At 58.5% G+C, this 16136-nt stretch carries 10 protein-coding genes and 5 pseudogenes; 10 read left to right on the top strand and 5 right to left on the bottom strand.

The window, feature by feature from the left end:
* Window positions 1-15: 15 nt before the first annotated feature.
* The 6 genes and pseudogenes from H1B27_RS31015 (at window position 16) to H1B27_RS30990 (ending at window position 5841) form a co-directional block, all read left to right on the top strand.
* A complete protein-coding gene (locus H1B27_RS31015; RefSeq protein ID WP_197968652.1) occupies window positions 16-978 on the top strand; it encodes a hydroxymethylglutaryl-CoA lyase-like TIM-barrel protein in 963 nt (320 codons plus the stop codon).
* A 26-nt stretch (window positions 979-1004) separates the two neighbouring features.
* Entirely contained in the window at window positions 1005-1553 is a 549-nt protein-coding gene (locus H1B27_RS31010; protein WP_197968651.1) for an ABC transporter substrate-binding protein, read from the top strand.
* Between the two features lie 134 nt (window positions 1554-1687).
* A complete protein-coding gene (locus tag H1B27_RS31005) occupies window positions 1688-2185 on the top strand; it encodes an Lrp/AsnC family transcriptional regulator (RefSeq protein WP_197968650.1) in 498 nt (165 codons plus the stop codon).
* Between the two features lie 1087 nt (window positions 2186-3272).
* Window positions 3273-4615: pseudogene (locus H1B27_RS31000) on the top strand (IS5 family transposase).
* Between the two features lie 27 nt (window positions 4616-4642).
* A pseudogene (locus tag H1B27_RS30995) lies at window positions 4643-4807 on the top strand (cupin domain-containing protein); the annotation flags it as partial.
* A gap of 554 nt (window positions 4808-5361) precedes the next feature.
* Complete coding sequence (locus H1B27_RS30990) at window positions 5362-5841, top strand: LysR family transcriptional regulator (RefSeq protein ID WP_197968664.1); 480 nt, start codon at window positions 5362-5364, stop codon at window positions 5839-5841.
* Window positions 5842-5865: 24 nt separating this feature from the next.
* Here the strand turns inward: H1B27_RS30990 and H1B27_RS30985 are convergent.
* Window positions 5866-6096: pseudogene (locus tag H1B27_RS30985) on the bottom strand (MFS transporter); the annotation flags it as partial.
* A 410-nt stretch (window positions 6097-6506) separates the two neighbouring features.
* Here H1B27_RS30985 and H1B27_RS30980 point away from each other — a divergent pair.
* Entirely contained in the window at window positions 6507-6704 is a 198-nt protein-coding gene (locus H1B27_RS30980) for a hypothetical protein (protein WP_197968648.1), read from the top strand.
* A 172-nt stretch (window positions 6705-6876) separates the two neighbouring features.
* Here H1B27_RS30980 and H1B27_RS30975 read toward each other — a convergent pair whose 3' ends face one another.
* Window positions 6877-7353: an Lrp/AsnC family transcriptional regulator gene (locus tag H1B27_RS30975; RefSeq protein ID WP_197968647.1), complete on the bottom strand. Its 477-nt coding sequence runs from the start codon at window positions 7351-7353 to the stop codon at window positions 6877-6879.
* Window positions 7354-7544: 191 nt separating this feature from the next.
* Here H1B27_RS30975 and H1B27_RS30970 point away from each other — a divergent pair, with 191 nt between their 5' ends.
* The 3 genes and pseudogenes from H1B27_RS30970 to tnpC all read left to right on the top strand — a co-directional run.
* Window positions 7545-9023 carry an NAD-dependent succinate-semialdehyde dehydrogenase gene (locus tag H1B27_RS30970; RefSeq protein WP_197968662.1) on the top strand — a complete coding sequence of 493 codons (1479 nt, stop codon included), beginning with the start codon at window positions 7545-7547 and terminating at the stop codon, window positions 9021-9023.
* 10 nt (window positions 9024-9033) lie between these two features.
* A complete protein-coding gene (locus H1B27_RS30965) occupies window positions 9034-10431 on the top strand; it encodes an aminotransferase (protein WP_197968646.1) in 1398 nt (465 codons plus the stop codon).
* Window positions 10432-11233: 802 nt separating this feature from the next.
* Window positions 11234-12450 (top strand): annotated as a pseudogene (gene tnpC, locus H1B27_RS41400) (IS66 family transposase); the annotation flags it as partial.
* Window positions 12451-12660: 210 nt separating this feature from the next.
* Here tnpC and H1B27_RS30935 read toward each other — a convergent pair.
* The 3 genes and pseudogenes from H1B27_RS30935 to H1B27_RS40415 all read right to left on the bottom strand — a co-directional run bounded on the left by H1B27_RS30935 (window position 12661) and on the right by H1B27_RS40415 (window position 15685).
* Entirely contained in the window at window positions 12661-13422 is a 762-nt protein-coding gene (locus tag H1B27_RS30935) for a CmcI family methyltransferase (RefSeq protein ID WP_197968642.1), read from the bottom strand.
* A gap of 454 nt (window positions 13423-13876) precedes the next feature.
* Window positions 13877-15002: pseudogene (locus H1B27_RS30930) on the bottom strand (IS3 family transposase).
* Between the two features lie 536 nt (window positions 15003-15538).
* On the bottom strand, window positions 15539-15685 hold the full coding sequence (locus H1B27_RS40415) for an MFS transporter (RefSeq protein WP_246515821.1): 147 nt from the start codon (window positions 15683-15685) through the stop codon (window positions 15539-15541).
* Window positions 15686-16136: the final 451 nt, after the last annotated feature.

Genomic DNA, 16136 nt, shown 5'->3' with positions numbered 1-16136 from the left:
AGTAGGCCGCCTGAAATGTCGACCACCACAGCTTATCGGGCCGACGGTGTGACCCTTCGCGAGGTAGCTCTCCGAGATGGCCTACAGTTGGTGAAAGCGTGGCCGACAACGTCGCAGAAGCTTGAGTGGCTTGTTCGTGAACATTCGGCTGGCGTAACGCATTTTGAAGTGGGGTCGTTTCTGCCGGCCAACCGGGCGCCGCAGTTCGCCGATATTCGGGAGTTGCTCTCTTGCGTGACGAGCGCATCTGCCATTCACACATCGGCGCTCGCCATGAATGAGCGAGGCATTGATGAGGCCTTGACCACCCAAGTCTCTGAAATCGCCTGCGTTGTCTCCGCGACTGAAGCGCACAGTCACGCCAACATCCGCCGCTCGCGCGATCAATCCATCGAGCTGGTGCGTTATGCAGCAAAGCGCCGCTTAGAAAGCAATCACGGCGCTCTGATTTCTGTCGGCATCGCGATGTCATTTGGGTGCTCGATTGCGGGCCCTGTGCAGCCAGCTGAGGTCCTGAAGATCGCCGAGGCGTGCTTGAGCGCTGGTGCCGATCTGGTCGGAATCGCTGACACGGTGGGATTTGCTGGGCCAAATCAGGTTTATGAGCTGTCCGCCGCTCTTCACGCGCTGGTTGGATCAGGCCGATTTGTCGTTCACCTTCACGACACCCGCGGTCTGGGCATCGCGAATGCGTCGGCCGCGTTGGATGCCGGCTGCCGCGTGTTGGACGGCTCATTGGGGGGCTTGGGAGGCTGCCCATTCGCACCGGGAGCTACCGGCAACGTCGTCTTCGAGGATCTTGTCTACCTCTGCGAAACGAAAGGATTTCGGACGGGCATTGATATCGATGCCCTTATCGATGTCCGTAGGACCCAGCTCGAGGCCATGCCAGAAGAGAGGCTCTACGGCGCAATCGCGCGCTCGGGCGTGCCAAAAAACATCGACTGGGCAGCAGGAGGCGAACTTCGACGCCAATAGCACCCTCCAAAAAAGGGAGGAAAACAATGAAACGACGCGGATTTCTGAAGAGCAGCCTCGCTATCGGTGCGGCAGTTGGGTTTCCACGGCTGGCATCGGCCCAGAAAACCTCGATCGTGAAGTTCATTCCATCATCGAATTTGACAATCTTTGACCCTCTTGCGAACACAGCCGATCCCACTCGGCTGCACGGGTTCATGGTGTTCGACACCGTGTACCGTCTCGATAGCAATTTTCTTCTGCAGCCTCAGATGGTAGAGGGCCACGAAGTCTCGGCAGACGGCCTGGAGTGGAAGATCAAGCTACGAGAGCGGGTGTTGTTCCACGACGGAGAGCCTGTGCGCGCGAAGGACGTCATCGCTAGTCTTAGCCGCTGGGCGAAGCGCGACATTTTTGGCGAGACCTTGTTCAGCCAGACGAACGAGCTCTCAGCTGCCGATGACAAGACGGTGTACTTCAGATTAAAGCAGCCATTCATCTTGCTGCCCGCTGCATTGGGGAAAGTCGGGTGTCTCGGTCAGCGTCGCTTTGCCTCTGGAGGTGCTCGCTGCTTGGAAGCGCGGAACGCTGATTGATCGTGCAATCATGGTTTTTTGCGCCGCCGGTTTGAATCTCATTGTCGACCTGCTTTACACTATATTCGATCAAAGGATCAGCTATTGACCACGACCGTTGAGGACCCACGAGCTAGATGAGGGGCGTACCTAGTATGGCGGAGCCGCTCGACGGCGTAGATCTGAAGATCCTGGTGGAACTGCAGCAAGACGGTCGTGTCCGCAACAATGAGCTGGCGCATCGGGTCGGCGTGTCTGCGCCCAACTCTTTGCGGCGCCTGAAATCTCTGTTCAGTCGCGGCGTGATCAGGGCCATCCACGCTGTCCTCGACGAGCGCTTGCTCGGCTACGAGATGGTGTCGTTCGTCGCGATCCAGCTGTCCAGCCAGGCCCAGCCGATACTGAAGACGTTCGAAGCCTCTATAACCACAGTCCCGCGCATTCAGCAATGTTGGCGGATTTCGGGCGATACCGACTATCTGCTGAAATGCGTCGCCCCGAGTGTGGAGGGTATGCATCAGCAGCTTCTATTTTTCGCAGCAATGCCTAGCGTGAAGAACGTGCGCAGCTTTCCGGTGCTGGGCGTGGCGAAAGACTCGCCGCTGCCGCTGCAGTACCTCGCCGTGGCATCCGCGCCGGCAGGCCAGGAGTAGAGGCCCGCGCGTGCTTGCAGCATCGCGATGTCCTCTTGTCAGGCCAAAGCGTGCATCATCAGTGCACGAGTCTGTTGAAGGGGAGGCTATTGCGAGGCATCAGTGGTTCAGTTCGGTGAACTGGTAGGGCTGACGCCGGCAAGTCGGAACGGGCTGTATTATTCTACGAATTCTGGTTCGAAAGTAAGCCTGCAGCGAAGCCGCCTTGCGAGTTGATCTCTGATGTTCAGAACGGTCCTTAGGGAGAGTGATAGGCACAGTGCCCAAATCGGGCGGCTTGAAGTGGTGGAGATCGGCCGGCGGCGGCGCTGGTCCGAGGATGAGAAGCTCAGGATCGTACTAGAGAACTGCAGGACTGCGACAAGTGTCTGCGACATCCCGGCGATACGGCGTCTCGCGTTCATTGCTCCTCGAGTGGCGACGGTCACTTCGAGCCGAGCAGAATAACGCTGATGGACGACCAAATCGGGTTCGTGCCGGCGACGGTGATCGCGGAACCCGAACTGCAGATACCTGCACAAGCATCGGCCAGCCAGCGGTGCGATCGAGATCGAGTTTGCGACCGGGGCGCGGATGCGGATCGCGAGTGCGGTCGACGCGGCAACAGTCGTGGCTTTGTCCGATGGTCCACGACAGCGATGATCCCGCTTCCGACGGGCATGCGGGTGTGGCTTGCGACCGGCCACACCGATATGCGCAAGCCCACTCGCTGCTGGCCGAAGTTCTCGGACATGGGATATGGACGTGCATTACCTGATCCTGATCTTTGCATTCGGGATAGCACTCGCTTACTGCATTATCTACACTCCGACCTTTGCCCTTTGCGTCCTCCACATGCCCGGCAGCAGCGGGCAGTTCGCCACAATTGTGGCTGGCGCCGCAATAGCAGTGTTCAGGCCTCTCGCAGGGGTCCTTAGTGAGTGGCCCGTGAAGAACGGCTAAGTGGCTGATCTGGAAGCGGGTTTGCAAGCCGCCGCGACTTTGCCATTGCAGGCTTGATAGGGCTGTGAGTCGGAAGCCTGCAATTTCGAGATTGAGATTCCGTCGAATCGCCAGCTCTGATTCATTGGCTGCATCGGAGGGACCGATGCGACCGAAGAAGCCGAAGGCGATAGGGGAAGGCGATCTGTTCCGGGCCAGGCTCGATCAGATCATCAACATGAAGCACGAGCCGGTTCAGCTCGCCGCCAAGGTCGATTGGGAGTGGATCGACCAGCAGATCGCGCCAATCTACAGCGACAAGGGCCGACCTGGGATCGAGGCCCGGTTCGTGGTTGGTTGGCTCCTGCTCAAGCACATTTACGGCCTCTCCGATAAGGGGGGTGTGCGAGCGCTGGGTCCATGATCCCTATTTCCAGTACTTTACCGGCGACTTTTTTCAGCACGCATTTCCGCACGAGCGCTCGGATCTGAGCCATTGGCGCAAGCGCTTCGGCGACAGGCTGGAACTTCTGCTGGCGGAGAGCTTAAAAGTGGCACACGACACGGGTGCCTTGCGCACGCGCGACGTCACGCGCGTCACGGTGGACACCACGGTGCAGCCCAAGGCCATCACCTTCCCAACCGATGCCAAGCTGCTGCACGCAGCCATCGAAGGGCGCAATCGGCTGGTCAGCAAGCACGGGGTGCAGCTGCGGCACTCGTATCGGCGTATCGCCAAGAAGGCCGCGATGATGGCAGGGCGATATGCCCACGCCAAACAGTTCAAGCGCCACCACCGCCAATTGCGCTTGTTGAAGAGCCGTCTCGGTCGGGTCATCCGTGACATCCGCCGCAAGATCGAGGGCGCCCCGACCTCGAAGCGGCATTCGAAGCGCCGCTGGCGCGCGCTGCTCAGATCAGGTCGCAGCAGCAGCGCCAGCGCGGCTGGAAGCTCTACTCCTTCCATGCTCCCGAGGTCGAATGCATCGGCAAGGGCAAGGCCTCGGCACCTTACGAATTCGGCGTCAAGGCATCGATCGTCACCACCAACGGGCGCGCGCCGGGCGGCCAGTTCGTGCTCCATGCCACGGCGTTGCCAGGCAATCCGTACGACGGCCATACGCTCGCCAGCGTCATCGACGCGACCGAGAAGCTGACCGGATGCCCTATCGAACGGGCCTATGTCGATAAGGCTATCGCAGCCACACAACGCAAGGCTCGCGCCGCGTCTTCATCTCCGGCCAGAAGCGCGGCGTCTTCGGTGTCATCGAGCGCGAACTCCGGCGCCGCTCCGCCATCGAGGCGATCATCGGCCACATGAAGAGCGACGGGCACCTCGGCCGCGGCCATCTCAAGGGCCGGGAGGGCGACGCCGTCAACGTCATCCTCACCGCCGTCGGTCACAACCTCCGCCGCGTCCTCGCTTGGCTGAGGGCTTTGCTGACCTCAATCCTGATCACCCTCTGGCGGGCTGCCGCACCCTGTCCAGTCGTCAAACCAGCTTCTTAACGGACGACGAATTATCATTTGAGGAGCCTGGAAGTTACGGTTGGCGATGAACGGCGTGTATTAGGTGCTGGCGATGCATATTACGTTTCCAGCCGCCGTCCACGTCGCTTCAGATTCATTGAGCAGGAGACATGCGAATTAGTGAGCGCGTGCGTGCCGCCATCACTCTACTCATGGAGGAAGCCTACATGACTCCGCCTGTCGCCACACCAAGCGCCAACGATCCCGACGCCTTCTTCGTGCGTTCTCGGCAAGCGAGTCAGGAACCGCCGGGTGCTGGCCAGAGCGTGCTTACTGGACGCCGGAGAGGCCGCGCATCATCGGCGAGCCTTGGTGCGTCAAAATTTGGCGCGACGGATCTTTTCGTCTCCACTACTAGCATCCAACCTCGGCTTCCGCGACGCGAACGGAAGCCAATACGGGCCTTTGTCCCGAGTTGTCCGATTGTGCGACCACCCGGAAACGGAATTCCTATTTCATGCCGGCACACACCCATGATGTCACTGAAGGAAGGAACCCTGCGAAGCGTCATCGCGCAACATCGGCAAATGCCGTGCGAGTTTCGTAAGGAGCGGACAGAAAGCCGTCGTGCGAGGGCAGGAGCATCGTGAAAACTCGCGGCGCAACGCTTCTGCATCGAGACGGCGAAGCGCTGCTGATTGTCATTGAACACCTCGGCGGTCAAGCAAAAGTCGAGAAGGGTTGGCTGTGGATCTCAGACAGCTTCGTTAACTTCGCTTCGATCTATGAGCAAGGAGGACTTTCGCGAGCCGCCGAACAATGCAGCGTCGCTGTGTCAGCCCTCAGCCATCATCTATCACTACCGCACGGAATTGTTCACGCGAGAGTCACGTGGCATGCTTCCGACCGCAGCCGGCGAACGCCTCCACGTTCACGCAAAATCGATCCTGAAGGCTGTAGCGACCGCAGAAGACGATCTGCGTCATGCTCGAACCGAACCACCCGGCGAAGTTTCAGTTGTAATGGCGCAGTCAGCAATAAAGGCAGTTGGCATAGATTTCTTTTATCGAGTTGTCGGCGAATTTCCAAAACTTAGAATCTCCATCACCGAAAGCTTATCGGGATCGACATTAAGCGTTTTGATGTCGAACAATGTTGATATCGACGTACAATCCACCAAGCGATCCCAGCCTAAGATCCATACCGCTTCTGGAAGAGGAAATGGTTCTCGTCGGGACGACTCCCATCATCGGCAACACCGATGAGCCGATCACCTTTTCTGAGGTGGCGGCCGGGATCGCGATCAGCATTACCGGCAGCATGAGCGCCGTGTTGCACCAGCGCAACCTGGTCGGCAGAAGACGTCATCTGCGTCATCGCCCAGGCTGCGCCGACGCCTTGATCAGGATGCCGAGATTGGTGAACAGGCTCGCAAACCAGATGCGGTGGAAGTTAGGACAGTGCAACGGTGCCGTGATGCCGTCAGTGCCGGACCAAAGTGGCTTGGACTGATGCGTCATCTCGGCTCCTGCCTGGCTGCCTGGCCTTCCATGATCTAATTCGGGACCACATCAGTGATGATCTAACGACTTTACCGATCGAAAGTGGGCAGGTGCCTCTTCAAGCTCGCCTGTCTCGCACACGCTGTGTCCGAGAACCTTATGAGGCCGGCCAATGTCTCGAGGCTTTCCTCGTAATTCGCAATTGCCTCGGTGCGCGAGAGACATCGTCTCTCGCACCCAAGGCTGAGCGCCAGGCACTTCTCCCGCTGCCTGAATTCTGTAGATAAAGCAGCGCTATTGCCCGCCTGGGACGCGATGATGTCCCGTGACTTGCTTTGGAAATTGATGCCGCCAGCGCAGCGGGCGGGCATGGCATGACATCTCGGTCGTTCGAGACGAGGCCGCCGGTTCGATCAATCGAAGCTCAAATGAACCTCTTCAAGCGCCGAGTTCCTATTCTTGGGACCCTGGTGGTCCAGGTCAACGGCAAGAAGCGGGGTGAGGTCACAGTTGCAACAGCGGCCGAGAATCCGGAAATCGAGGCTGCCGTTTTGGCCCTCGACGCGGTAAAACTGGCGCTGGACGGGGGTGATCTCGCGGAGTGGATGGGTCACACAACCAAATGAAGGGCGATACTCATGGCCTCAGTCGTTCAGAACGTCAATCTGAAGAGAGCTCTCACCGCATTTCGGTGGTGGCATAGAGTAGAGGGGCGACCGTGAAGGTTTTCTGCGTTTTGTGCGAGTCACCGATGCAAAAGCGTGCGGACGTATAGGTCTGCGGAGTGGGACACTCGCATCAATCCTCGGGCGGAGCCTCAATTGGAATGGCAAAGCCCGCCTTTACGCGGTCCATGATGACCATCGTCTTGAAGCCCTTAATGTCCGAGTTCTCATAGAAGAATCGTCGGGTGAACTGCTCATAATCTTCCATGGTACGGGCGGTAATGTATAGGACAAAGTCAGCATCGCCGGTGACGTAAAATCCATTGACAACTTCAGTTGACGATTTGATCGCCTTCTTGAACTTATCGATTATGTCTGAACGCTCGCGCTCCAGGCTCACGAGCACAAGCATTTGAATAGGTCTTCCAACGGCCTTTGCCGAAACAATCGAGACATCGGCCTCGATGATGCCTTCCGAACGCAGCCTCTTCAGGCGTCGTTGACACGCGGTAGCGGAAAGGCCCGCCAGTTCGCCGATCACATCGGAGGTTACGCGATTGTTTTTTTGCACGATCTCGAGGATGCGGGCGTCTATTCGGTCGTACTGCATAGTCGTCTCCAGCATTGAGGTGAATTTCGTCGCAAAATCCCGTGTGATGCAGGAAATCATCCGAACCACGGGAAAATGCGACGCAAATATCTTTGCGATCCCAGTATCCTGAATGCGAAGGCAAATTCAACAATTGGCTGGCTGAGGACCTTCAGATGGCCCTTCAAACTATTGGGCGCAAAAGTCCCCATTTGGTCGGTCTTGCTGCCCGGCACCTGCGGAATCTGCGTCGTCGGGATTTCGCGGCGGGGGCCGCACTCATCGACGGCCGCTGGATTGCGGGTGAACAAAGAGACGTTGTGGTCGATCCCGCTACCGGGGAAGAGATCGCGGATGTTGCTCGTTGCTCTGCCGTAGATATGACTGTAGCGATCGCGGCAGCCGAACGGTCATTTGCTGCATGGCGAGAATTGTTGCCGGCGAGGCGCGGGGCGATCCTTAGGACTTGGGCGTCATTGATGCTCGACCATTCGGAAGAACTCGCCGTCCTGGTGACGAGCGAGCAGGGCAAGCCGCTCGCGGAGGCGCGCCAGGAAATTGCGTACGGTGCGGGATTCCTTGAGTGGTTCGCTGCGGAAGGGGAGCGCGCATACGGAGAGACGATCCCGAGTCACAAGCCTGGAAGTCTGCTTCAAGTGCGAATGCAGCCAATCGGTATTGCGGCGGCAATCACCCCGTGGAACTTTCCTGTTGCCATGATTACACGAAAAGCGGGGGCTGCTCTTGCAGCCGGTTGTCCAATGATTGTGAAGCCTGCCCCCGAGACGCCGCTTTCTGCTCTTGCCGCGGCTAGATTGGCCGAAGAAGCCGGCGTCCCGGCCGGTGTTTTTCAAGTGGTGATTGGCGATCCGATCGAGCTTTCGGCGCCTCTGTTGCGCGATACAAGAATCCGCGCTCTTTCCTTCACCGGTTCTACTCAAGTTGGTCGTCTGCTTCTGGAGGGGGCGGCTGACACAGTAAAGAAGGTGTCGCTGGAGCTGGGGGGGCATGCTCCCTTCCTCATCTTTGATGATGTGGATCTTGGGAAGGCTGTCAAAGGGGCGATGGTCGCAAAATTCGCTACCTCAGGTCAGGATTGTCTGGCCGCTAACCGCATCTACGTGCAAAGGGGGGTCTACAAGGCCTTCATTGAGGCGTTTGCTGCGGAGATGGCTCAGCTCAAAGTCGGTCACGGTCTGGAACCCGCGACAGATATCGGACCGATGACGAAGTTGTCAGTCGCCAAAAAGTGCAGAGGCCAAATAGATGATGCGGAGAGAAAGGGGGCGAGAATTATTTCTGCGAATCAAGAGTCCGTCCTAGGACCGAACTTCGTTCTTCCGACCCTGCTTAGTGACGTCACTGAGGACATGCTCATTGCGCGTGAGGAAACATTCGGGCCGGTAACTGCAGTGCTGCCGTTCGAATCTGAAGAAGAGGTCGTCGCTCGAGCCAATACTAGTGAAATGGGGCTGGCTGGGTACGTCTACACGGACAGTCTGCGTCGGGCGCTCCGACTTTCTGAACGGATCGAGTGTGGCATGGTCGGGATCAATACCGCATCATTCACCGGGCCGCCTGTTCCGTTCGGTGGATGGAAGCAATCTGGCCTTGGTCGCGAAGGGTCGCGGCACGGACTAGCGGAATACATGGAACTCAAATACGTTTGCTTCGGTGATTTGGTAGTCTAGGAGAATCCGTATGATTGATATCAAAATTATCGCCGAACGAGATCGCTCGACGGTTCTGCATCCTTTCACTCAGCTCAAGGAATTTGCCACTGGTAAGATCGGTGATCCCACTATCTTTGTTGGGGGTAAGGGCATCCGCGTCGAGGACGCGCAAGGTCGTAGTTACATCGACGGCTTTGCTGGCCTGTACTGTGTAAATATTGGATACGGCCGGACCGAAGTCGCTGAGGCCATCGCGCGGCAGGCCTATCAATTAGCATACTACCACACCTATGCGGCCCACACGACTGAAGAGCTGGCGACTCTGTCGGAGCGACTCGTACGAATGGCGCCGGGTAAGCCAAGCAAAGTGTTCTTCGGGCTGTCCGGATCGGACGCCAACGAAACCCAAGCGAAGCTCGTCTGGTACTACAACAATCTGTGTGGTCAGCCTAAAAAGAAGAAGATCATCTCGCGCGAGCGAGGCTATCATGGCTGCTCAGTCATTTCCGGTTCGATGACCGGTATGTCGTTCTACCATGATCACATGGACCTTCCGTTCCCTGGCATTCTGCACACGGGCACACCGCACCACTACTGGGGCGCTGAGTCAGGTGAGACGGAGGAATCCTTTTCTCGCCGGCGTGCAGGCGAGCTTGAAGAGCTGATCCTGCGAGAGGGGCCGGAAACGATTGCTGCTTTCATTGCTGAGCCAGTGCTTGGTACGGGCGGTATCACACCGCCTCCTACCGGTTACTGGCGTGAAATTCAGACGGTGCTCAAGCGCTACGACGTTCTTCTGATCGCGGATGAGGTGATTTGTGGATTCGGTCGGACCGGCGCGAACTTTGGCTGCACTCTGTATGGCATCGAGCCCGACTTGGTGACAGTCGCCAAGGGGCTGACGTCCGGTTACGTACCCCTCTCGGGAGCCATTGTTGGTGAGAGGGTTTACGCGGTTATGGAGGAAGCGGCGGATCGAGTGGGGGCATTTTCGCATGGATACACCTATTCGGGCCATCCGATTGCGGCTGCAGCTGCCAACGCGGTCCTCGATATCGTTGAGAAGGAGCGACTAAGCGACCGAGCGAGGATCGTCGGATCGCACTTCCAGAAGCGACTTAAGGAGCGGTTCGCTCAGACGGAGATCGTCGGGGAAGTCCGAGGGGTGGGGTTGCTCGGCGCGATCGAGTTTGTTGCAGATCGCCAGACGAAACGCCGATTTGATCCGCAGCTCAAGGTGGGTGCCCGCATCTCGAAGGCTGCTCGGGATCGGGGGCTGATTGCACGAGCGATGCCGCACGGAGACATTCTCGGGTTTGCACCACCTCTGGTCGTGTCCGAAGCCGAGATAGACGAGATTGTTGATCTAGCCTATCGAGCGACCAGGCAAGTAATGGATGAGCTCGCGAAAGGATCGGTCGGTTGAAAATGGATTCTGGCAGGCTTCTGCCGATTCCGTGCAGAGATTTTTCAGGTCGGCTCCGGCATCAGAGGCGGTTCGAGACAGTGGCAGTCGCAGACCAGGTGAGGGCGCGAGTTTCTATCTATCGAAGGCCGAGCCGTTCCGAATTGGTACCCATAATACCGCAGACGGGCAACTTCGTGAAGCGACGGATCGCTGGCGCGATGATCGGAAAACCGCGGACTCGAACGGAATTTCTTCGGATCGCAGGGGGTTGTTGCGAGTCGCTGCCCGCGACGACCTCACTCGCCCCCGCCGCATGATCATACCAATTACTAACCCGATTGAGCCCCACGTAGCGGATGATGTTCGATTGTCAGAGAATCTCCTTGGCGAGTTATTTGCCAGGAGCTCATGTGAGAACATACCTCTGACACCAAGAATTTCGAAGTTATCACGGCCACACCCGAGCGGCTTGCGGTCAGTCCGGGGGCGAAGCTATCGCACCTGGCCGCGGGAGGCGAAGGAGCGGATCGTCAAGGAACCGTTTTTGCCGGGGGCCGAACGTGTCGGTGATCGTGCGGTCTCACGGGCTCGATCCAGCGCAGTTATTTGCGTGGCGGCGCAGGGCACTGGCCTCGGGACTGGTCGCACCGGTTTCGGGCGCGCCGCCAAGCGGTCAAGTTCGGGCGGTTTGATGCGGTGACGAGCGGTTCGTGCCTCCAAACTGAGGCACGAACCGACGAGCGACATGGTGGAAATCGTGATCGGCGATTTCGTGGTCCGTGTCGGCAGCGGCGCGCTATACTCTTCCTTCGAAAAGAGCGGCCAGGACAAGCCAAAACGCGCGCCGCGGCCGCGCAAGGAGTTTGGCGCGCATCTGGAGCGGGTCGTTCGTCGAGCCGAGGTGCCCTTGGTTGTCGAACTTTGGATAAGGTCCTGATCGGCGAGGATGTGTCGATGCGGCTGGACGTGACACCGGCGAAGTTCCACGTGATCGTCACGCGCCGCTCGAGATACGTCTACCGCGACCGCTATGGCGTGCTTCAGGCCCCCGGGACCCATCCATCTGATCGAGAGCGCCTTCCGACCGAACGCTTCTCGCCCAGATCGCGGTGGCCAAATATGCCGACGGCTGCCGCTCTACCGGCAGGAAGCGATCTACTCTCCGACGTCGATCTCGATGGGTCGTTGATGGCGCAATGGATGGGCAAGGTCGGCTTCGAATTGCAGCCGCTCGCCGACTATGTGCTGGAGAAGATCAAGCAAGGCGAACGGATCTTCGCCGACGAGACAACCTGCCAACGCTCGGCTCCGGTTCCGGCATACGCAAATGGCCTGGCTGAGGGCCTATGCGCGCGCGACAATCGGCCATTTGGCGGCATCGGTCCACCGATGGTCGCTTATCGCTTTGAGGAGTGTCGCAGCGGTGAATGCCCCGAGCGGCATCTGGCGGCTTTACCGGAATCCTGCAGGTCGACGGCTATGCCGCCTACAATCGGCTCGCCAGGTCATCGGGGATCAATGAGGGCGTGACGCTGGCAGTGTGCTATGCCCATGTCAGGAGACGGTTCTACGAGCTTCACGTCAAGGAGGGTTCGCGCCTGGCCCCAGACCGTCACCACCATGGCCGGGCTGTGGGAGATCGAGGCCGACATCCGCGGCTAGAATCCTAAGCGCGCCGGGAAAGTCCCGCCGCTATCGTCGCGGCGCTGTTCGATCCGTGGGACAAGGAGCTTCCGCGCATGTCGGGCAAATCCAAACTCGCCGAGGCGATCCGCTATGCTACATCTAGCCGTACCGCCCTCAGAGCGCTTTCGAAGCGAAGGCCGTATCGAGATCGACTCCAAACACGGTCGAGCGGGCAATCCGGCCGCAAACCATCACAAGAAAAAATGCGCTCTTCGCGGGCGGCCATGGCGGCGGCCGAACCTGGGCGACCATCGCCACCCGCGCGCCTGGCTCACGCAACTCGAACGGATCGCGCAGGGCTGGCCGATCTATCAGATCGATGCTCTCATGCCTTGGCGCTTCAAAGCCTGAACGGCCTCATCTTGGCGCTTACATTGGATCGGAACTCGCGAAGGCCGCAGCGGCGCGCCGCAACCTTCGCCATGTAGGTCTCTCGGACTATGCCGAGATAAGGCGGAAGAAAATTCCGCCCATTGCGCAACGCGAGCTGCTCAAGACCAGACCAACGCCACGCCGTATCAGGCTACAATGAAGGCGACGATGCTCCAAGCCTACCTACGCTTACGACTTTCGAAGCCATGCATTTGGAGCGCAAGTAAGGTTGTCCCCAAACGCGTCGGTGTAATAAGTGTCGACTAAGAATCCTGATTGCTCGACCAACTGCAAGCCATTGATAATCTCCTTATCAGCTCTTATAGGATCATCTTCGATTACATAATAATCTCCGGGCGCTAAAAAGCGGTTCAGGTAAGAAAATATCGAAAACACTTGCACGTGCGCGTCGTCGGTCACAAGCCAAGGATGGGGTAACCTCATCAGCAGGTTTTCATCAAACGCGGCAACGTCCGAAAGGTCAACCTGATGAAACGTAAGAAGGGGGTGCTTTGCATTTTCATGGATACATTTGGTTTGCAGATCAAAGGAGTGAACTTCACCGGGATTCTCACAAAGCATCGACATATGATCAGCAAACCACAGTCCGCTGCCACCCTGATAAGAACCGAGTTCTAGAATTGTCCTCGGCTGAAGTTCCCAAATGAGCCTAGTATAAAGAGCCAGATCAAAGGGGGTCTTAATGGTTATTAACCCTTTGTACGTTAGCGCCAAGGCTCCGATTGTTGTGGAGCGCTTGTGAAAACTCCTTGGGTGCATGGACGGCATCCATCCGCGTCCCGATGGTTTTGCAAAGCGGTCAGAATAGTCAGATTCCACGACGTTGCTTATTCCGAGTCCCATATACAGAAATCCGCCTTCCCCTATTTGATCGGGATAGTTCTTGTGGGCCGCCTCCCAAAACGCCTTATATCCAGAAGCAAGTTTCATAGGTCTTTCTCCGTTCTATGCTGTCATTGATTGGTTTCACAGGTGCAATAGTGCGACCGCAAAAACTTTCCGATTGCGCCAAAGCTCAACATGGCTCGTGCGCGTCTTCTGCTTGAACGACGCTGCAATCTACCGCTTCATCTCGCTGAAGTTCCAGACGACCGCACATCGTTGTTCGCCGCTCCTGCATCCGCACCATCACAGTTGCATCCTGGCAATTGGCGTGCCACTCGCGGAATATGGCCCTTGCTTGCTTAACGAGAGTGAAACACGCGTAGGTGTCACCCCGAGGCTTGGAATGGCCGCGACGCGTCGTAGGGTTCGCGGCATCGGCGTCATCAACCGGACACGGATGGTACGACAAAGATGGAGCTTAACACAGCGTGGGCTGCCTCTCGTGCCGAACGCGGACGTCTGCCTGAGGATGAAGTGCCGTTGACCTGCCACTGAACTTTCATCCAGCGGCAGTAAGAGTATCGGAGTTTTGTACGCCAAGTGGCGCGGTTGTAGCATCGGACGATCGGCCAAGCTGCTCGGGGTTGCGTAGTCGATCATCCGTTGCGGTGGGGTGGGCGGCATAGGTCGCGGGGGTAAGATATTTCAGCGGCGAGTGAGGCCGCTGGAGATTGTAGTCGGCGACCCAGTTGGTGATCTTGGCGCGGGCGTCCGCTAGATCGAAGAACAGGGTCTCGTTGAGCATCTCATCACGCATCCGGCCATTGAAGCTTTCAACGAAACCGTTCTGCATCGGCTTCCCCGACGCAATGAAGTGCCAGTCGGTGGCAGCGTCCTTGCTCCAGGCGAGCATGGCATTGCAGGTGAACTCGGTGCCATGGTCGGATACGATCATGCCGGGCTTGCCTCGGCGTGCGACGTCCCGAGATCGACGTCTCCGGAATGGCGCCCAGGCATTCCTTGGTGACGTCGTCGACGATGTTAAGGATGCGGAAGCGCCGACCGTTGGCAGACTGGTCGTGAACGAATCCAGCGACCAGCGGGCATTGGGCTTGACCTCCACCAAGATCGGCGCGGGGTGCCTGCAGCCTTGCGCCGGGCCCGCCGCTTGCGGACGGTGAGCCCGTCCTCCCGAAAAGGCCGGTAGATCCGGTTGATCCCCGAGGGCTCTCCCTCCCGTCGCAGCAGGACGAACAGCCGGCGGTAGCCGAACCGTCATCGTTCGTTGGCCAGATCACGCAACCGGCCGCGTAGAGCCGCGTCCGGGAAGGCTGGAACGATAGCGGATCATCTTCCGATCCACACCCACGATCGAGCAGGCTCGTCGTTCCGACAGGCTCATGATGACCTGCAGATGCGCGACCGCAGCGCGCTTGGCGGCGGGCTCTACCATTTTGTTGAAAGAAGCTCGCGAAGGGCGGCCGCATCGAGCATCTGCTCGGCCAGAAGCTTCTTCAGCTTCGCGTTCTCGTCCTCCAAGGCCTTCAACCGCTTCGCCTCGGACCGTCCATGCCGCCGCCGAATCTGGCCTTCCAATTGTAGATCGTCGCTTCGGAGATCCGATGCTTGCGAGCCAGGTCGGCCGTCTTCGCCCCAGCCTCATGCTTCTTCAACACCGCGACAATCTGCTCTTCCGTGAACCTGCTCGCTTGATCTGTCCGTCCTTCTTCGGGCCAGACTCCAACTCCTTCTGGAGGAAATACGCAGTGGCAGGTCAAGCCGTACAGGGATGCGGCACACGATACGAAGAGATGCCTCTGCGACAGTCTGTGTGGACGCCAAGTTCCGTAGAGGTCTCCGGACCGATGAAGACGGCCCGGCGGTCGGTGCCGCGCACGTTCGCCTTGGTCAGTTCGTGGTTCGTAGCCGATAGTTTTTAGACCTACTTCTCACGACCGCGGTCCTCGTCATTGATGGCGATGGATTGGCCCGGCTTCGACCGGCCGGGCAGCGACCCACCGTTCTCGTTGCAGACAAGCTTGCATATGCGGGCTACGCTTTTATCAGAAACGTCAGATCCTTTAGTATTGGCTGCCACTGGCGTAAATAAATCGAGCCGTGTCGGGGGAACGTGATTGCGCCCCGGGTGCACAGTTCGGAATCGGCGATGTCGCGCGCAATTGACCAGCCATAGCCCGACGGAACAGCTGTACGTCTTGCATCACTTCGTGGAAGGCCGCACATCCTTCGGAGCGATGCGATACTCGATCTCCACCACCAGTGGCCCGCTGCGGTCGATAAGCGATAGCTGCACCTCGGGATCGGCCATCGCCTCGGCATTCTCGCTGCGCGCTCTAAGGCGCGGCATCCGCAGCCAGAACTCAGAGCGCTGAGAGCAGCATGAGCATGGCGACAAGATGCAGCGCTAGCTTAACGCCAGCGGCATCGCTGAGGCCGCTTCACCCCCAGCTGTCGATGCCAATGCCGCCGGCGTACGAAGCCTGATAAAACCGCAAGCGATCGGCCCGCCACCCAGCGCAGCGCCGTGAGGTGCGCGCCGATATCGATCAACGTAAACGCCATCTCCACATCACCTGGTCCGGTCTCGGGTCAGAATCGACTGGCGGCTCAGCGCAACGAACTCCAATCGCGTCGCCCATCGGAGCGCGCAGGTGCGCATCGCGGCTTCACTGCTTATGCGCTTGCGTACCTCACCGATACAGAGTGCCCCGATGAAGGCGCCAAGGCCAAAGTGCGCCGAGCATGATCCTGTAGGTCTGCGCGCCGCGGTGTAAGAGCGCGCGCGACCAGCGGCATGA

Origin of the sequence: Bradyrhizobium diversitatis (assembly GCF_016031635.1) — a bacterium.
Taxonomy (GTDB): Bacteria; Pseudomonadota; Alphaproteobacteria; order Rhizobiales; family Xanthobacteraceae; genus Bradyrhizobium; species Bradyrhizobium diversitatis.
This window is presented reverse-complemented; position numbering and strand designations above follow the sequence as displayed.